Origin of the sequence: Patulibacter brassicae (assembly GCF_033949425.1) — a bacterium.
GTDB classification, from domain to species: Bacteria; Actinomycetota; Thermoleophilia; order Solirubrobacterales; family Solirubrobacteraceae; genus Patulibacter; species Patulibacter brassicae.
This window is the reverse complement of the sequence record NZ_JAXAVX010000009.1, coordinates 63613-78644: the sequence shown is the minus strand read 5'-3', so window position 1 is coordinate 78644 and position 15032 is coordinate 63613. Positions and strand designations below refer to the sequence as shown.

Below are 15032 nucleotides of genomic sequence, written 5' to 3'. Positions count from 1 at the left end.
CGGGTCCCCGCGGGGACCGGACTGACGGCGACGTCGCTTGCGGGATACTGCCCTTCTTCGCCCGAAGGCTACCGGACGAGCGGCACGGCGCCGTATGCTCGTCCTCGCGCCTGCGACGGCGCGCCTCGGCGATGAGCGTCCTGCGGACCGACCTCTACACGCTGACGATGGCCGACGGCTTCGTCCGCCACGGTCGGGACGACCTCGTGTCGTTCGAGGTCGTGGTGCGGCGCCGGTCGGAGGACCGCCCGTGGGTGATGCTCGCCGGCGTCCAGGAGGCCGTCACCGCGCTGCGGGAGCTGCGCGCGGATCCCGACGAGCTCGCGTGGCTGCGCCAGGACGGGCGCTTCTCGGCGGCGCTGCTCGCGCGGCTCGCCGCCCTGCGCTTCACCGGCACCGCGTGGGCGCTGCCGGAGGGGACGTGCCTGCCGGCCGAGGTCCCGCTCCTGCGGATCACCGCGCCGCGCGTCGAGGCGACCCTCGTCGAGCCCGTCGTCCTCGCCGCCCTGAACTACGGCACGCGGATCGCGACGAACGCCGCCGGCATCGTCGCGGCTGCCGGCGGGCGCCCGGTCCAGGACTTCTCGCTCCGACGCCTCGACGGCCCCGAGGCCGGGCTGGCGACCGCCCGTGCAGCGTGGCTCGCCGGGTTCGCCGGGACCGCGCTGCCCGAGGCCGGGGCCCGGTACGGGATCCCGACGCTCGGGACGATGGCGCACCACCAGGTCCTCGCCCGCGGCGAGGACCACGAGCAGGACGCGTTCGCCGAGGCGCTGCGCGATCACCCCGGCACCACGCTGCTCGTGGACAGCTTCGACGTCGACCGGGGCGTGGCGCGCGCGATCGCCGCCGCGCAGGAGGTCGGGGTGCCGCTGGCGGCCATCCGGATCGACTCCGGCGACCTCGCCGAGGAGGCGCGACGGGCGCGGGCGGCGCTCGACGCCGCCGGACAGGGCGCCACCCGGATCGTCCTGTCGGGCGACCTCGACGCCGCCGCGATCTCGTCGATCGTCGGCGCCGGCGCGCCGGTCGACGCGTTCGGCGTCGGCACGCGGCTGCGCTCCGGGGAGCCGCTGGGCGGCGTCTACAAGCTCTGCGCGCAGCACGACGAGCCCGATCCGCTGCGGCGCTGGGTCATGAAGCGCAGTCCCGGCAAGGAGACCGACCCGGGGGTCCATGGCGTGGCGCGCGTCGTCGCCGGCGACGTCGTCGGCCACCGGATCCACCTCGCCCACGAGGCGCAGCCCGGGACCGCGCTCATGCGACCCGTCCTGCGCCGCGGCGCGCCGGTCCCGGGCGCCCTCGACCTCGATGCGGCCCGCGAGCGGGCCGCCCGGGAGCGCGAGCTCGCCGGCCGGGCGACGTTCGCCCCGGTCGTCCGCTCCGCGCAGCTGCTGGCGCTCCGCGAGCGGCTCGCCCGGCCCGCGACCCTGCGCCCCGACGACGCGCTCGTCGTCGTCGACGTCCAGCACGACTTCCTGCCGGGCGGCGCGCTCGGCGTGCCGACCGGCGATCGGGTCCTCGCGCCGATCGCGCGACTGCTGCGCGCTGCCCGCGAGGGCGGTGCGACGATCGTCGCCTCGCGCGACTGGCACCCCGCCGATCACGTCTCCTTCGCCGAGCGGGGCGGGCCGTGGCCGCCGCACTGCGTGGCCGGCACGCCGGGCGCGGAGCTCCATCCGTCCCTCGATCTCGCCGGCGCGACGGTCGTCAGCAAGGCCGAGGACCGGGACCGCGACGCGTACTCGGCGTTCGACGGGACCGGGCTGCTGGAGCTCCTGCGGGAGCGGCGGGTGCGGCGCGTCGTCGTCTGCGGGCTGGCGACGGACTACTGCGTGCGCGCGACGGCGCTCGACGCGCTCGACGGCGGACTCGCCGTGGCCGTGGCGACCGACGCGATCGCCGCCGTCGAGGTGAGCCCGGGCGACGGCGACCGGACCCTCGCCGAGCTCCGCGAGGCCGGCGCATCGCTCGTCACCGCGCCGCCGGCCTGAGCGGCCGTTCCTCGGGGCCGCGCCGACCACGGCCGTGCCGGGCGCCGCACCGGCCGGGGACCGGCGGCTCCGGCGACCGGCGCGCCGGTCAGCGTGCGACCGGGACGCGGGCACCGGCGTGCTCGGCCTCGTGCGCGAGCAGCCAGCGCTTCACCGCCAGGCCCCAGCGGTAGCCCCCGAGCGCCCCGTCGCTGCGCAGAACGCGATGGCACGGCACGAACGGGGCCACGGCGTTGCGCGCGCAGGCCTGTCCCGCGGCGCGCGAGCCCCGATCGAGGCCGGCCGCGCGGGCGAGCCCGAGGTAGCTCGCCGGTGCGCCGGGCGGAACCTCGCGCAGGTGCCGGCGCAGGATCGCGGTCGCCGGGCGCTCGCGCTGCGCGACGGCGACGTCGTCCAGCGCGCCGAGCTCCCCGTCGAGGTAGGCGCGGACCGCCGCGACGGCGGGCGCCGTGGGCGCGTCGGCGTCGTCGGCGTCGACCGACCGCAGGGTGGCGGGCCGCTCGTCGGCCGGCAGCAGCGCCGCGACCTCGCCGACGTCGTCGGTGAAGCCGCTCGCACGCACGACGCCGGCGTCGTCGACGAGCAGCAGGAGCGGCCCGGCGGGCGTGTCGATCGTGGTCCGATGGAGGGTCTGGGGGGTCATCGCTGGTGCTCCGGGGTCGGGACGGGACGGGGCTCGAGGCTCGCCCAGAGGTGCTGGGCGGCGTAGGCGCGCCACGGCGCCCAGCGCGCGGCGCGGATCGCGAGCCCCGCTCCGTCCTCGGGCAGGCCGAGGTCGCGCGCGGCGGCGCGCAGGCCGAGGTCGGTGACGGGGATCGCGTCGGGGTCGCCGAGCCCGCGTGCGGCGAGGTACTCGACGGTCCAGGGGCCGATGCCCGGCAGCGCGAGGAGCCGCTCGCGCACGCGGCCGCGCTCGTCGCCGCCGTCGAGGTCGAGCGTGCCGTCGGCGACGGCGCGCGCGAGCCCGCGCAGCGCCGCGACCCGCCGGCGGGGCATCGGCAGCGCCTCGTCGGGCAGCGCGGCGACGACCTCCGGAGCCGGGAAGCCGCGCAGCGCCGGGACGCCGGGCGCGTCGTCGCCGACGGGCGCGCCGTGGGCGGCCACGAGCCGCCCGAGGATGGTGCGGGCCCCGGCGACCGAGACCTGCTGGCCGACCACCGTCCGCACCGCGAGCTCGTAGCCGTCGACGGTGCCCGGTAGCCGGCGACCGGGGGTGGCGTCCACGAGCCGCGCGAGCACCGGGTCCTCGCCGAGCCGGTCGTCGACGGCGAGCGGGTCGGCGTCGAGGTCCAGGAGCCGACGGCACCGCGCGACGGCCGCGGCGAGGTCCCGCAGGTCCTCGAGCCAGAGCCGGCAGCGGACCGCGTCGCCGTCGTCGGACAGCTCGCAGCGACCGGCGCCGCGCGGCAGGCGCAGCGCGCGCCGGTAGCTGGCGCCGACGACCTCCTCGAGCCCTGGGACCGCGCGACGCTCGAGGAACGCCACCAGGGCCGGCCAGGCGAACGGCTCGCGGCGACGCAGGCGCAGCTCGACGGCGCCCGCGGCGGCCGGCAGCGGCCGCCGGCCCGCCTCCCCGCGCAGCTCGGTCGGCGTGCGGCCGAAGACCCGGCGGATCGTGTCGTTGAACTGGCGCAGGCTGCCGAACCCCGCGGCGAACGCGACGTCGGTCAGGCGCAGGTCCCCGCTCTCGATGAGCAGCGCCGCGGTCCGGGCGCGGTGGGCGCGCGCGAGCGCGAGCGGGCCCGCGCCGAGCTCGTCGACGAGCAGGCGGTGCAGGTGACGGGGCGAGTACCCGAGGCGCCCCGCGAGTCCTGCGACGCCGTCCCGGTCCACGACGCCCTCCTCGATCAGGCGCACGGCGCGCCCGACCGCGTCGGCCCGCGCGTCCCAGTCCGGGGAGCCGGGCGCGGCCTCCGGCCGGCACCGCCGGCAGGCGCGGTAGCCCGCCTCCTGCGCGGCCGCCGCGGTGGCGTAGAACATGACGTTGCGGGGCAGCGGCGTCCGAGCCGGGCAGCTCGGCCGGCAGTAGATGCCGGTCGACCGCACTGCCGTCACGAAGCGCCCGTCGAAGCGCCGGTCCCGGCTGCGCACGGCGGCGTAGCGACGGTCGAACGCGCGCTCGCCGGGCCGCGTCGGGACCGGTTCGTGGGTGGGGGCGCTCGTCGGCATCGCCCGTCGATCGTCGCACCCGGGACCGCCGGGGACTAGCGGAGATCGGACACGGCCGTGGCAGCTCGGCAGCCGATCGCCGCCTGCAGCGCGGCGTCCGCCTCGGCGGTCAGCACGGCGACGAGCTCGGCCGCCGGCCGCGACGCGGCGAGCGGATGCGCCTGGCCGGCCCAGAGGCTCACCCGCTCCGCGTCGCCGGCCGCGCGCGCGGCCGCGCGGACCGGGGCCGTCAGGTGGTGGATCTGGGGATAGGCGACCGCCGCGGTGTCCTCGTGCTCGCGCGCGAATCGCGTCTCGAGGCCGCGGGCGCGCCGGCCGCTGAAGGCCCGCGTGAACGCCGTCGGGCGGTCCCCGCCCAGCAAGGCGCGGTGGCCGGCCCAGGTCCCCGCCTCCGGGCAGCCGAGGAACGCCGTGCCGAGCTGCGCGGCGGCCGCGCCGGCCGCGAGGACCGCCGCGAGGCCGGCCCCGGTGGCGATCCCCCCGGCCGCGATCAACGGCACCTCGACCGCGGCCCGGACGAGCTGCAACAGCGCGAGGACCCCCAGCGGCTCTCGCCCCGGCTCGTCGACGAACCCGCCCTGGTGGCCGCCCGCCTCGGCGCCCTGGACGATCAGCGCGTCGGCGCCGGCGGCGGCCGCCGCCCGCGCCTCCTCCGCGCTCGTCACCGTCACCCAGACCGCGCTACCCGCGGCGCGCAGCCGGGCGAGGACCTCGGCGGCGGGCAGCCCGAAGGTCACCGACACGACCGCGACCGGATCGCGCTCGAGCAGCGCGATCTTCTCGTTCCAGCCGTCGTCGTCGTGGCGCGGCGCGCCGGCAGCAACGCCGAGGGCCGACGCCTCGCGGGCGACGGCAGCCGCATGGGCGGCGATCCGCGTCGCCGGCACGGCCGGCGGCGGCGGGGCGAAGAGGTTCACGCCGATCGGCCGGCTCGTGCGCTCGCGCGTCCGGGCGAGGTCATCGGCCAGCGCGTCGGGCGCGCGGTAGCCCGCCGCGAGCGTCCCCAGGCCGCCGGCGTCGCTGACGGCCGCGGCGAGCGCCGGCGTCGACGGCCCCCCGGCCATCGGCGCCAGGACGATCGGCGCGGCGAGGGCGGCGGGATCCAGGGGCGAGGGCATGCCCATCGGGATACCAGAGCGCCGGGCGACCCCCGCCGGCACGGCGGAGAACGCACGAGGCCCGCCGTCGACGACGGCGGGCCTCGTGCTTGCAGTCGGGGCGCCCGGATTCGAACCGGGGACCTCACCGACCCGAACGGTGCGCGCTACCAGGCTGCGCCACGCCCCGAGTGCGCCGGTGAGTATGGCACGGTCGTGGCGCCGAGGCTCGCCGGGTGCCCGTCGCGACGACCGACCGCGGCCACGGCGTGCCGGGGACCGTCGGGAGCGGCGCTCGCGCGGCGCCGTCAGCCGACCGGTCGATCCACCGGCTCGGTCCGCCGGTCGGCGGTCACGGCCTCGTCGGCCAGCGCCGTGTAGAAGCGGATCGCGAGGCCCGTGACGAGGGTCTCGAACGCGTCCTGGACGGCGACGTCCTCGGCCGCGGCCCACGTGCGCAGGCCCGTGCGCTCGATCGCGTCCGCGTCCGCGAGCACGTCGTCGACGAGCTCGGGATGGCGGTCGCAGAAGTACGCGCCGATGGCGTAGAGGGTGGAGTGCGACGCGACGTCGAGGCCGGCGTCAGCCACCGACCGCACCCGTGCCGCCGTCGCCGACCGGCCCCTCGGACGAATCCTCCGGCGTGGCCGGCGAAGCGGCGATCGCGGGATCATTCGAGGTCGGCTCGTCGGTCGCGGCCGGCTCCTCGGTCGGGGCCGAGGCCGTCGGCTCGGGCGTCTCGACCTGGGGTGCGGGGTCCGCGACCTGCGGGATCGGGTCCGCCGTGATGGTGTCCTCAGGCGCAGTGAGCGCGGGCGCGGTCGGGTCGGATCCAGGCTCCTCCTCAGGAGCAGCCGGCGCGACCACGGGGTCTTCGCCAGTAGCGGGGTCCGCCCCGCCGGTCGTCCCCTCCCCGGTCACCGCGACCGGGTCGGGATCGCGCGTCGGGCCACCGACGGAGCCCGGCTCGACCGGCGAGGCCGGCAGGAGCGTCGGCGGACCGGGGGTGCCGGGCATCTCGACGGTCGGGCTCAGTTCCGGCGAGCCGCTCGGTCCGTCCGTCGAAACGACCGCTTCCGGATCGACCGTCGTCGGGGCCCGCTGCGCCGTGACCGGCGGCGTCGGCACGCCGGCCGTCGTCGTCGGACGCGACGTCTCGACGGCCACGCTCGATGAACTGCCCACGGACGGGGTCGAGACGGAGGCCGCGGTGGGGGGCAGCGGCACCACGGGGACCGGCGTGGCCGGCAGCGGCGGCAGCGGCGGAGCGGTGATCGCCGGCAGGTCGAGGGGCGGATGCGCCGCGATCTCGGTCGCGACCGCGCGACGGACGGCCGCCGCGACGGCGGCCGACGTCCCGAAGGGCGGGAGCCCCCTGCCGGTCCCACGCAGCTGGCTCCCAGGCAGGGCGACGCCTGTCCGCCCGCCCGGGGAGGTGGCGGGCGACTCGATGCGCGCAGTCCCGGCGACTCGCGGCGAGACGTCGCGCCCGGCGGGCGGGACGTCGGTGACGACGAGCCCGGTCCCGCCCGCCATGAGCGCCGCGCCGACCGCGAGCTTCGCGCTCAGCACGCCGCCGGCGGCGTCCCCGACCGGCGACGACGACCCCCCGCACGGCAGGCGCCGCAACAGCGGCAGCGGCAGCAGGAGCGCCGCACGCGCCATCGCGCCGACGCCCAGCAGGGAGAGGTCCACGCCGGCGCCGGCGGCGTAGCGGCGGCAGGACGCGCAGCTGCGCGCGTGGGCGCCGAGCCGGCGCCGATCGCGTCCTCCCAGCGGTCCCTCGGCGTCGCAGAGCCGCCGGGTCTCGGCGCAGCGCTCGCCGCTCTCCAGGGCGCGGTAGGCGACGGTCAGCGCGCGACGTCCGCGCGCCAGCTGACCCTCGACGACGGTGCGGCTCACGCCGAGCCGGTCGGCGATCTCGCTCGGGCTCCGCCCCTCGAGCTCGCGCTGGACGAGCACGTCGTGCTGCAGCGCGGGGAGCTCGCCGAACGCGGAGCGCAGGAGGCTCAGCGACTCCCGGTCGCCCGCGGGACGCAGCGCGGTCTCCTCGCTGATCGACAGCCGGTGCCGGTCGCGCGAGCTCAGCCCCTCCGGGTCGAGGCTGACCTCCGCCTGGCGCTGCTGCCCGCGCCACGCGTCGATGCAGGAACGGCGGGCGATCTCGTGCAGCCACGCCCGCAGGTGGACCGGGCGCTGTCCGACGCGCAGGGCGCGCAGGGCGGAGACGAACGTCTCCTGGACCGCGTCCTCGGCCCGCGCGTGATCGCCGAGCATCCGCGTGGCGTAGGCGAGCAGGCCGCGGCGGTGGCGCTCGACGAGCAGCTCGAACGCGCGGTGGTCGCCCGCGGCGGCCCGCTCCACGAGCTGGCGATCCGCGCTGCCGCCCGAGACGGGCGAGCGACCGCCGGCCGGCGGGGTGACCACGAGGGCCGAACCGAAGGAGGGGGTGGCGTGCATGCTGCGGGGGACGGCGCCGGCGGAGGGGCGCCGGGTGGGGAACGGCGACGTTCGCCGGACCCGGCCATCATAGACGCGCCCACGCGCGACCGCCACGGGTCTCGGCGACTTGAGGGAAATCCGCCGTCCGGCCTCGACGGGAGGGGTCTGCGACGATCCCGGCATGGCCCTGTTGCGGGACCTCCTGGCCGACCTCGACGACCTCCTGGAGCCCGGGAGGTACCGGGACTTCTGCCCGAACGGGTTGCAGGTGCCCCCGCCCGCGGGCCTCGATGCGGAGATCCGCACGGTCGTCACGGCCGTGAGCGCCGACCGCCAGGCGCTCGGCGAGGCCGTCGCGCTGGGGGGCGACCTCGTGATCGTCCATCACGGGCTGTTCTGGGACGGCGATCCCCGCGCGCTCGAGCCGCCGCTGGCGGAGCGGCTCCGGCTCGTCCTCGGCGCCGGGCTCGCCCTCGCCTCCTATCACCTGCCGCTGGACGGGCACCCGACCGTCGGCAACAACGCGCTGCTCGCCGAGGCGCTCGGCGCGTCCTCCGCGCCGTGGGCGGGCTCGGGCGATCCGGCGATCGGGGTCGAGGCGCGGTTCGAGGAGCCGCTGCCCCTCGCGGCCCTCGCGTCGCGCGTCGCGGTCGTCACCGGCCGCGAGCCGCTCGTGCTGCCCGGCGAGGCCGAGCGGCCCGTCGCGCGCCTCGGGATCGTGTCCGGCGCCGCCGCCGGGCTGCTCCCCCGAGCCGCCGAGGACGGCCTCGACGCGCTGCTCACCGGCGAGCCTCGGGAGCCCACGCGCGGCCTCGCCCTCGAGCTCGGCGTCCACGCGATCTGCGCCGGGCATCACGCGACGGAGACGCGCGGCGTCCAGGCGCTCGGCGCCCGTCTCGCGCGGCACCACGGCGTCTCGCACCGCTTCGTCGACACCGGCAACCCGGTCTGAGGACCGGCGGCGAGCGGCGCCGCGCCAGGACGACCGCGTCGAGATCGAACCCCCGCCGAACGCCGGGGCGCCTACGATCGCCCAGAGCGACCCTGGGGAGGGGTCGCCGCGACCGAGGAGGACGGATGTCGACGACGGCTGTGGGGACGACGATCGCGGACCTGGTGTTCCGCCTGCAGGACGAGCACGCCGAGCGTCGCGCCGTCCGCTACCAGGCGACGCCGGGCGAGTGGAGCGACCTCTCCTACGCGGAGCTCACCGACCACGCGATCGAGTTCGGCCTCGGCCTGCTCGACCTCGGGATCGAGCACGGCGACCGGATCGCCGTGCTCGGCAGCACCCGGCCGCTCTGGTCGATCGCCCACCTCGGCATCAGCGCGACGGGCGCCGTCCACGTGTCGGTCTACCCGACGAACTCCCCCGACGAGTGCGCCTGGGTCGTCGGCAACAGCGAGTCGCGCGCGATCGTCTGCGAGAACGCCGAGCAGGTCGCGAAGATCGACGCGGTCCGCGACCAGCTCCCGGACCTCGAGTGGATCGTCGTGCTCGACGGGACCGCGGAGGGCGCCATCGCGCTCGACGAGCTGCGCGAGCGCGGCCGGGGCCGCGACGCCGCCGAGCTGCGCGCCCGCGCGGAGGCGGTGACCCCCGACGACGCGTACGTCTTCATGTACACGTCGGGCACCACCGGGCCGCCGAAGGGCTGCGTGCTGAGCCACGGCAACTACCGCTGGATCCTCGGCGCGTCGTCGACGCTGGCGCCGCTGGACCGCGAGTCGGTGCTCTACCTCTTCCTGCCGCTGGCGCACGCCTTCGCGCTGCTCTTCCAGCTCATGGCGCTGGACCGCGGCGGGACGATCGCCTACTGGGGCGGCGACCCGACGAAGATCATCCCCGAGCTCATGCAGGTCCAGCCGACGCACCTGCCCTCGGTGCCGCGGATCTTCGAGAAGCTCTACACGCTCGCCGTCGGCTCGAAGCCGGCGGAGGAGCGCGAGCGGATCACCGCGGCGGCGCAGCTCGGGGTGCGGGTCCGCGAGCTGCAGCAGCGCGGCGAGCCGGTGCCCGCGGAGCTCCAGGAGCCCTTCGATCGCGCCGAGGCCGAGCTCTTCCAGAACGTCCGCAACCTCTTCGGCGGTCGCCTCGAGCGGGCGATCACCGGCGCCGCGCCGATCGCGAAGGAGATCCTCGAGTTCTTCTACGGCTGCGGGATCCCCGTCATGGAGGGCTACGGGATGACCGAGACGTCGACGGGCGCGTCGATCAACACGCCGGAGGCCCACCGGTTCGGCACGGTCGGCCGGCCGCTCCCCGGCGTCGAGGCGCGGATCGCCGACGACGGCGAGCTGCTGCTCAAGGGCGGCAACATCTTCCAGGGCTACTACAAGATGGAGGACGCGAGCTTCGGCGCCGTCCGCGACGGGTGGCTGCACACGGGCGACCTCGCCGAGATCGACGAGGACGGCTACGTCTCGATCATCGGCCGCAAGAAGGACATCATCATCACCGCGGGCGGGAAGAACCTCACCCCGGCGAACTTCGAGAACGACCTGAAGAGCTCGCCGCTCGTGAGCCAGGCCGTGATGCACGGCGACCGTCGCCCGTACCCGGTGGCGCTCATCACGCTCGACCCCGAGACCGTCGTGCCGTGGGCGGAGGCCCAGGGCCTGCCGACGGAGATCTCCGAGCTCGCCCGCCACCCGCAGGTGATCGCGGCGATCCAGGCCGAGGTCGACCGCGCGAACGCGAAGCTCGCGCGCGTGGAGCAGGTGAAGCGGTTCGTCATCGCCGATCGCGACCTCTCCCAGGAGACCGGCGAGCTCACGCCGACGCTGAAGGTGAAGCGCAACGTCGTCAACGAGCGGTTCGCCGAGAGCTTCGACGCGCTGTACGCGGAGGCCTGAGCCGGACGCGGGGAGCCGGTCCAGCCGGCACGCGACCCTCGGTACGATCCGGTCGTGCGCACCGATCCGACCGAGAACGGCGGCCTGTTCATCGGCCGCCGGCCCGGCACGGCGCCGGTCCGCTACGGCCGGCTGCCGGACACCGGCTCCCCCGCGCGGCAGGCCGTCGACCGGCTGCTCGCCGCCGTGACGCTCGCCGTCATGGTCCTCCTGACCGCCGCGGTCTGGGGTCCGGCGCCGCTGGCGGCGATGTGGGTCGCCTCGCAGCTCGTGCCGGACAACGCGGGGCTCTGGATCGTCGTCGCGTTCGCGCTCGTGCTCGCGTTCGTCTTCGGGGCCCTCTCCCTGCTGCGACGCGTCGACCAGCTCTGGATCCTCGTGCGCCGCGCGGGCGGGGTGGACCAGCGCGGCGGCGTGCTGGGGCGGGTCTTCGCCGCCACGACGTTCGTCGTCGTGCCGATCTTCGCGGTCTGGTTCCTGCTGCTCGGCGGCCTGCGGCCGACGCTCGGCGGGTTCTGACGTGGGCCTGCTGGACCGCTACCGCCAGTTCGAGGGCCTCAGCGAGGAGGAGGTCAACGCCGGCCTCCGGCGGGAGGCCAACGACCGCCGCACGCGCGAGCTCGCCCGCGCCGCCCCGCTGGACCTCTCCCGCACCACGTGGCCCGAGCTGCCGCCGCCCGAGGTCGTCTCCGCGATCACGTTCGCCGCCCGGCGGGCGCTCAACCGCTACGCGGAGGGCCGCGACGGCGAGCTGCGCGACGGCCTCGCCGCCCGGCACGGGGTCGCCGCCGAGCGGATCGTCGTGGGCGAGGGCGCGTCCGGCCTGCTGCAGCGCGCGTGCGCCGCCCTGCTCGGGCCCGGCGACGAGGTCCTGCTGCCGTGGCCGTGCTACCCGCTCTACCCGCTCGCGGTCCGCGACGCCGGCGCCCAGCCGGTCGCCGTCGACGGCCTGGATCCGGAGCGCCTGCTGGAGCGGGTCGGCCCCCGCACGCGGCTCGTGCTGCTCGGCGGTCCGAACGACCCCACGGGCGACCTGCTCGGCGTCGTCGCGGTGCGCGAGCTGCTGCGCCGGCTGCCCGCCGCGGTGACCGTCGTCGTCGACGAGGCGCTGCGCGAGTTCGTCGACCGGGAGGACCGCGACGCGCTCCTGCGGCTGACCGACGAGGATCCCCGGCTGATCGTGCTGCGCTCCTTCAGCAAGGCCTGGGGCCTGGCGAGCCTCCGCTGCGGCTTCGCCGTCGGCGCCGACGCGACCCGTCTCGCGGCGCTCGTGCCGCGGCTGGGCCTCCCCGGGCTGACGCTCGCCGGTGCCACCGCCGCGCTCGGCCACGCCGACGCGCTCGTCGATCGGCGGGTCCGCGCCGTGGCCGCCAACCGGGAGCGGGTCACCGGGGAGCTGACGGCCGCCGGCGCCCTCGTCCGGCCCTCCCAGAGCTGCGCCCTCTGGCTGCGCGCGCCCGGGCTCGACGCCGCGGCGCTGCGCTCCGGCCTGGAGCGCCACGGGGTGCTCGCGCAGTCCGGCGACGTCTTCGGCGATCGGGACCACGTGCGCCTGACGGTGCCGGCGGCGACCGACGTGCCACGGGTGCTGCGCGCCTACGCCGCGGTGGTGGCGGCGTGAGCGACGACGCCCTGCTCGGCGGCCTCGAGGGCGAGGCCGCGGAGGTCCGTCGCCGGCTCATCGCCGAGCTGCGCGCCGCCGGCCACGACGAGGCGGCGCTCGTCGACGCCGCGGCCCGTGGACGGCTGGCGCTGCTGCCGGCCGAGCGGGCCATCCGCGGCAACGCGACCCTCAGCACCGCCGACATGGTGCGCGAAACCGGCGTCGACCCCGACCTGCTCGAGCGCGTGATGCAGGCGGCCGGGGTCGCGATCCCGCGCCGGGACGAGGCCGCGTGGACCACTCGGGACGTCGGCCTGGCGCGGCTCGTCTGCGGACTGCTGGACGCGGGGATCGATCCGGCCGCGATCGTGAACCTCGGACGGACGCTCGGCGACCTCGGCGCCCGGCTCGGCGCCGCGGCGATCGTCGACCTCGGCTCGGGGCTCGCTCGCGAGGGCGACGACGAGCTCGAGCTGGCGCACCGCCTCGCGCGCGCGTCGGAGCAGACCGGGCAGCACCTCGTCGACGCGCTCGGGAGCGTCCTGCGCGACCGCGGGATCGAGCAGCTGCTCGCGATCGAGCTCGACGCCGGCGCGATCGCCGAGGGACGACTGGCCGGCGCGACGGTCGTCACGGTGGCCTTCGCCGACGTCGTCGGCTTCACCCGGCTCGGCGAGGAGCTCGGCGCCGAGCGGCTCGAGGGCGTCGCGTCCCAGCTCGCGACGCTCGGCAGCGCCGTCGTGGCCGGGACGACCGTCCGGATCGTGAAGACGATCGGCGATGCGCTGCTGCTGCTCGGTCAGCACCCGCGCGAGGTCGTCGACGTCGTGCTCGCGCTGCAGGACGCCGCCGAGGCCGACCCGGAGTTCCCGCGGCTGCGGTGCGGCGTGGCGACCGGCGACGCGGTGCCCCGCTCGGGCGACTGGTTCGGCCCCGCGATCAACCGCGCCTCGCGCGTCTGCTCGACCGCCCGGCCCGACAGCGTCGTCGTGGACGACGTGACGCGCGACCTGCTCGAGGACGAGGACGGCCTGGACTGGCGCCCGCTGGGCCGGCTGCGCCTGAAGGGCATCGGCCGCGTGGCGCTGCACCGGGTGCGGCACGCCGCCGCCGACGACGCCTGACGGCGGCGCCACCGGCTCGGGGTGCCGGGCGAGCCGCTACCGTCCGCCCGCGATGCTCGGGGCCCGTCGACCGACCACCGTCCTGCCGCGCGCGATCGTCGCGGTGCTCGCCGCGCTCGCGCTCGGGCTCGCGATCGCCGCCGCGCCCGCACCCGCGGCCATGCCGTCGACGTCGGGCCTCGGCGGGCGCTCCGGCGTCCTCGTCGTCGACCTCCGGACCGGCAAGACGCTGCTCCAGCGCCAGGCGAGCACGCGCCGGATCCCGGCGTCGGTGACGAAGCTCTTCACGGTCACCACCGCGCTGCGCACCCTCGGCCCCGGCTGGGCGCCCCGCACGCGGGTCCTCGCGACGGGCGCGGCCGAGGGCGACGCGTGGCGCGGCAACCTCTATCTCGTCGGCGGCGGCGATCCGACGCTCTCCCGGACGGGGCTGCGGGCGCTCGCGCAGCAGACCGCGCGGGCGCTCGGCGTCCGCACGCTGCACGGCAAGGTCCTCGCCGACGCGTCGGCGTTCGACGACTGGCAGGGGGGCGACCGGACCGGGCGGCACGTCGACGGCGACATGGGCGGACGGATCGGCGCGCTCGTGCTCGACCGGGGCAGCGGGCAGCCCGACCCGGCGCGGCGCGCCGCGTCGGTCTTCCGGTCGGCGCTCGGCTCCGCCGGCGTCGCGGTCACCGGGGCCCTCGGCGCCCGCGGCGCGCCGTCGACGGCGACGCAGGTCGCGGTCCTCCGCGGTCCGACGCTCGCGCAGCTCGCCGGCAGCATCCTCGTGCCGTCCGACAACTTCCAGGCCGAGATGCTCCTGAAGGCCGTCTTCGCCCGGGACGGCGTCGAGGGCGCCTGCCGCGTCGCCGCCGGCCTCGAGCCGGTGCCCGACGAGCCGCAGACCGACGTCGACCGCCCGTGCGTCGAGCAGGCCACGGCCGCGGCGCCGTCGACGCTCGCCTCCGCGATCGTCCGCGAGCGGGCGACGCTGCGCGCCTACATCGGCTCGACGCCGTCGCTGCGCGACGGCTCCGGCCTCACGCGACGCAACCGGGTCAGCCCGCTCCAGGTCGTGCGGCTGCTGCAGCGCGCCAACGGCGACCTCGGCCTCGGCCCGACGCTGCGCGCGGCGCTGCCGCAGGCGGGGCGGACCGGGACCCTCGCCCGCCGAATGCGCGGCACCGCCGCGGTCGGGCGCTGCCAGGCGAAGACGGGCACCATCAACGGCGTCTCCGCGCTGGCGGGCTTCTGCCGCACGATCCCGGGGCGCGACGTCGCGTTCGCGATCTTGCAGAACGGCGTGTCGCCGGCCTCGGCGCGCAGCGCGCAGGACCGCTTCGTCGCCGCGCTCGCGGCGCGCGGCTGATCGCGGGCGCCCCGGCGGCCCTCGGTGCCGGCGTCCGAGGGGCGCCGCTCCCCGGCGCTCGAGCGCGCGGGGCGCCGCCGGCCGGCCCCGGAACGCGGACGGGCGGACCCGAAGGTCCGCCCGCCTCGCCCGATCAGCGCCACCGCTAGAAACAAACGTCCCAGGACCTCGTGTCGAGCCTGGGCAGGCGGACACTCCCGATCCCCGAGGCAGTCCGCCGCACGGATGCGGCGCGGGACCCGGGCGAGGCTCGGAGCCTCAGATCGAGTGGGCGGCGTATCGGATGACCGACCGTACCACGCCCGCGCGAGCGGCTCGCCCAGACCTCGACGGGTGCCCGAGGCGCGCCGACCGGCCAGCGCCGCCCGACGGGGTCGGGCTCCCGCCGGCGGA

Annotated in this window: 12 protein-coding genes and 1 tRNA gene; 7 read left to right on the top strand and 6 right to left on the bottom strand. The window is 77.5% G+C overall.

Annotated features, from left to right (window positions below; translation table 11 throughout):
* The first annotated feature begins 131 nt into the window (after positions 1–131).
* Positions 132–1994: a nicotinate phosphoribosyltransferase gene (locus SK069_RS15160; protein ID WP_319955085.1), complete on the top strand. Its 1863-nt coding sequence runs from the start codon at positions 132–134 to the stop codon at positions 1992–1994.
* A gap of 88 nt (positions 1995–2082) precedes the next feature.
* Here the strand turns inward: SK069_RS15160 and SK069_RS15155 are convergent, their stop codons facing one another.
* The 6 genes from SK069_RS15155 to SK069_RS15130 form a co-directional block, all read right to left on the bottom strand.
* Positions 2083–2637, bottom strand: a complete 555-nt coding sequence (locus SK069_RS15155) for a methylated-DNA--[protein]-cysteine S-methyltransferase (protein ID WP_319955084.1) — start codon at positions 2635–2637, stop codon at positions 2083–2085.
* Entirely contained in the window at positions 2634–4163 is a 1530-nt protein-coding gene (locus tag SK069_RS15150; RefSeq protein ID WP_319955083.1) for a DNA-3-methyladenine glycosylase 2 family protein, read from the bottom strand. Before SK069_RS15150 ends, SK069_RS15155 begins: the two co-directional genes overlap by 4 nt.
* A 35-nt stretch (positions 4164–4198) precedes the next feature.
* Entirely contained in the window at positions 4199–5281 is a 1083-nt protein-coding gene (locus tag SK069_RS15145) for a nitronate monooxygenase (RefSeq protein ID WP_319955082.1), read from the bottom strand.
* 95 nt (positions 5282–5376) lie between these two features.
* Positions 5377–5450: transfer RNA gene (locus SK069_RS15140), tRNA-Pro, on the bottom strand.
* 118 nt (positions 5451–5568) lie between these two features.
* A complete protein-coding gene (locus SK069_RS15135) occupies positions 5569–5850 on the bottom strand; it encodes a hypothetical protein (protein ID WP_319955081.1) in 282 nt (93 codons plus the stop codon).
* Positions 5843–7720 carry a sigma-70 family RNA polymerase sigma factor gene (locus tag SK069_RS15130; protein ID WP_319955080.1) on the bottom strand — a complete coding sequence of 626 codons (1878 nt, stop codon included), beginning with the start codon at positions 7718–7720 and terminating at the stop codon, positions 5843–5845. Before SK069_RS15130 ends, SK069_RS15135 begins: the two co-directional genes overlap by 8 nt.
* Before the next feature lie 163 nt (positions 7721–7883).
* Between SK069_RS15130 and SK069_RS15125 the strand changes: the two genes are divergently transcribed.
* From SK069_RS15125 to SK069_RS15100, 6 genes are all read left to right on the top strand, one after another.
* Positions 7884–8654 (top strand): Nif3-like dinuclear metal center hexameric protein, encoded by a 771-nt coding sequence (locus tag SK069_RS15125; protein WP_319955079.1) that lies wholly within the window; start codon positions 7884–7886, stop codon positions 8652–8654.
* A 125-nt stretch (positions 8655–8779) separates the two neighbouring features.
* Complete coding sequence (locus SK069_RS15120; RefSeq protein ID WP_319955078.1) at positions 8780–10558, top strand: AMP-dependent synthetase/ligase; 1779 nt, start codon at positions 8780–8782, stop codon at positions 10556–10558.
* A 54-nt stretch (positions 10559–10612) separates the two neighbouring features.
* Positions 10613–11077 carry a hypothetical protein gene (locus SK069_RS15115; protein ID WP_319955077.1) on the top strand — a complete coding sequence of 155 codons (465 nt, stop codon included), beginning with the start codon at positions 10613–10615 and terminating at the stop codon, positions 11075–11077.
* Between the two features lies 1 nt (position 11078).
* Entirely contained in the window at positions 11079–12179 is a 1101-nt protein-coding gene (locus tag SK069_RS15110; protein WP_319955076.1) for a pyridoxal phosphate-dependent aminotransferase, read from the top strand.
* On the top strand, positions 12176–13285 hold the full coding sequence (locus tag SK069_RS15105; RefSeq protein WP_319955075.1) for an adenylate/guanylate cyclase domain-containing protein: 1110 nt from the start codon (positions 12176–12178) through the stop codon (positions 13283–13285). Before SK069_RS15110 ends, SK069_RS15105 begins: the two co-directional genes overlap by 4 nt.
* Positions 13286–13337: 52 nt before the next feature.
* Positions 13338–14639 (top strand): D-alanyl-D-alanine carboxypeptidase/D-alanyl-D-alanine-endopeptidase, encoded by a 1302-nt coding sequence (locus tag SK069_RS15100; RefSeq protein WP_319955074.1) that lies wholly within the window; start codon positions 13338–13340, stop codon positions 14637–14639.
* Positions 14640–15032: the final 393 nt, after the last annotated feature.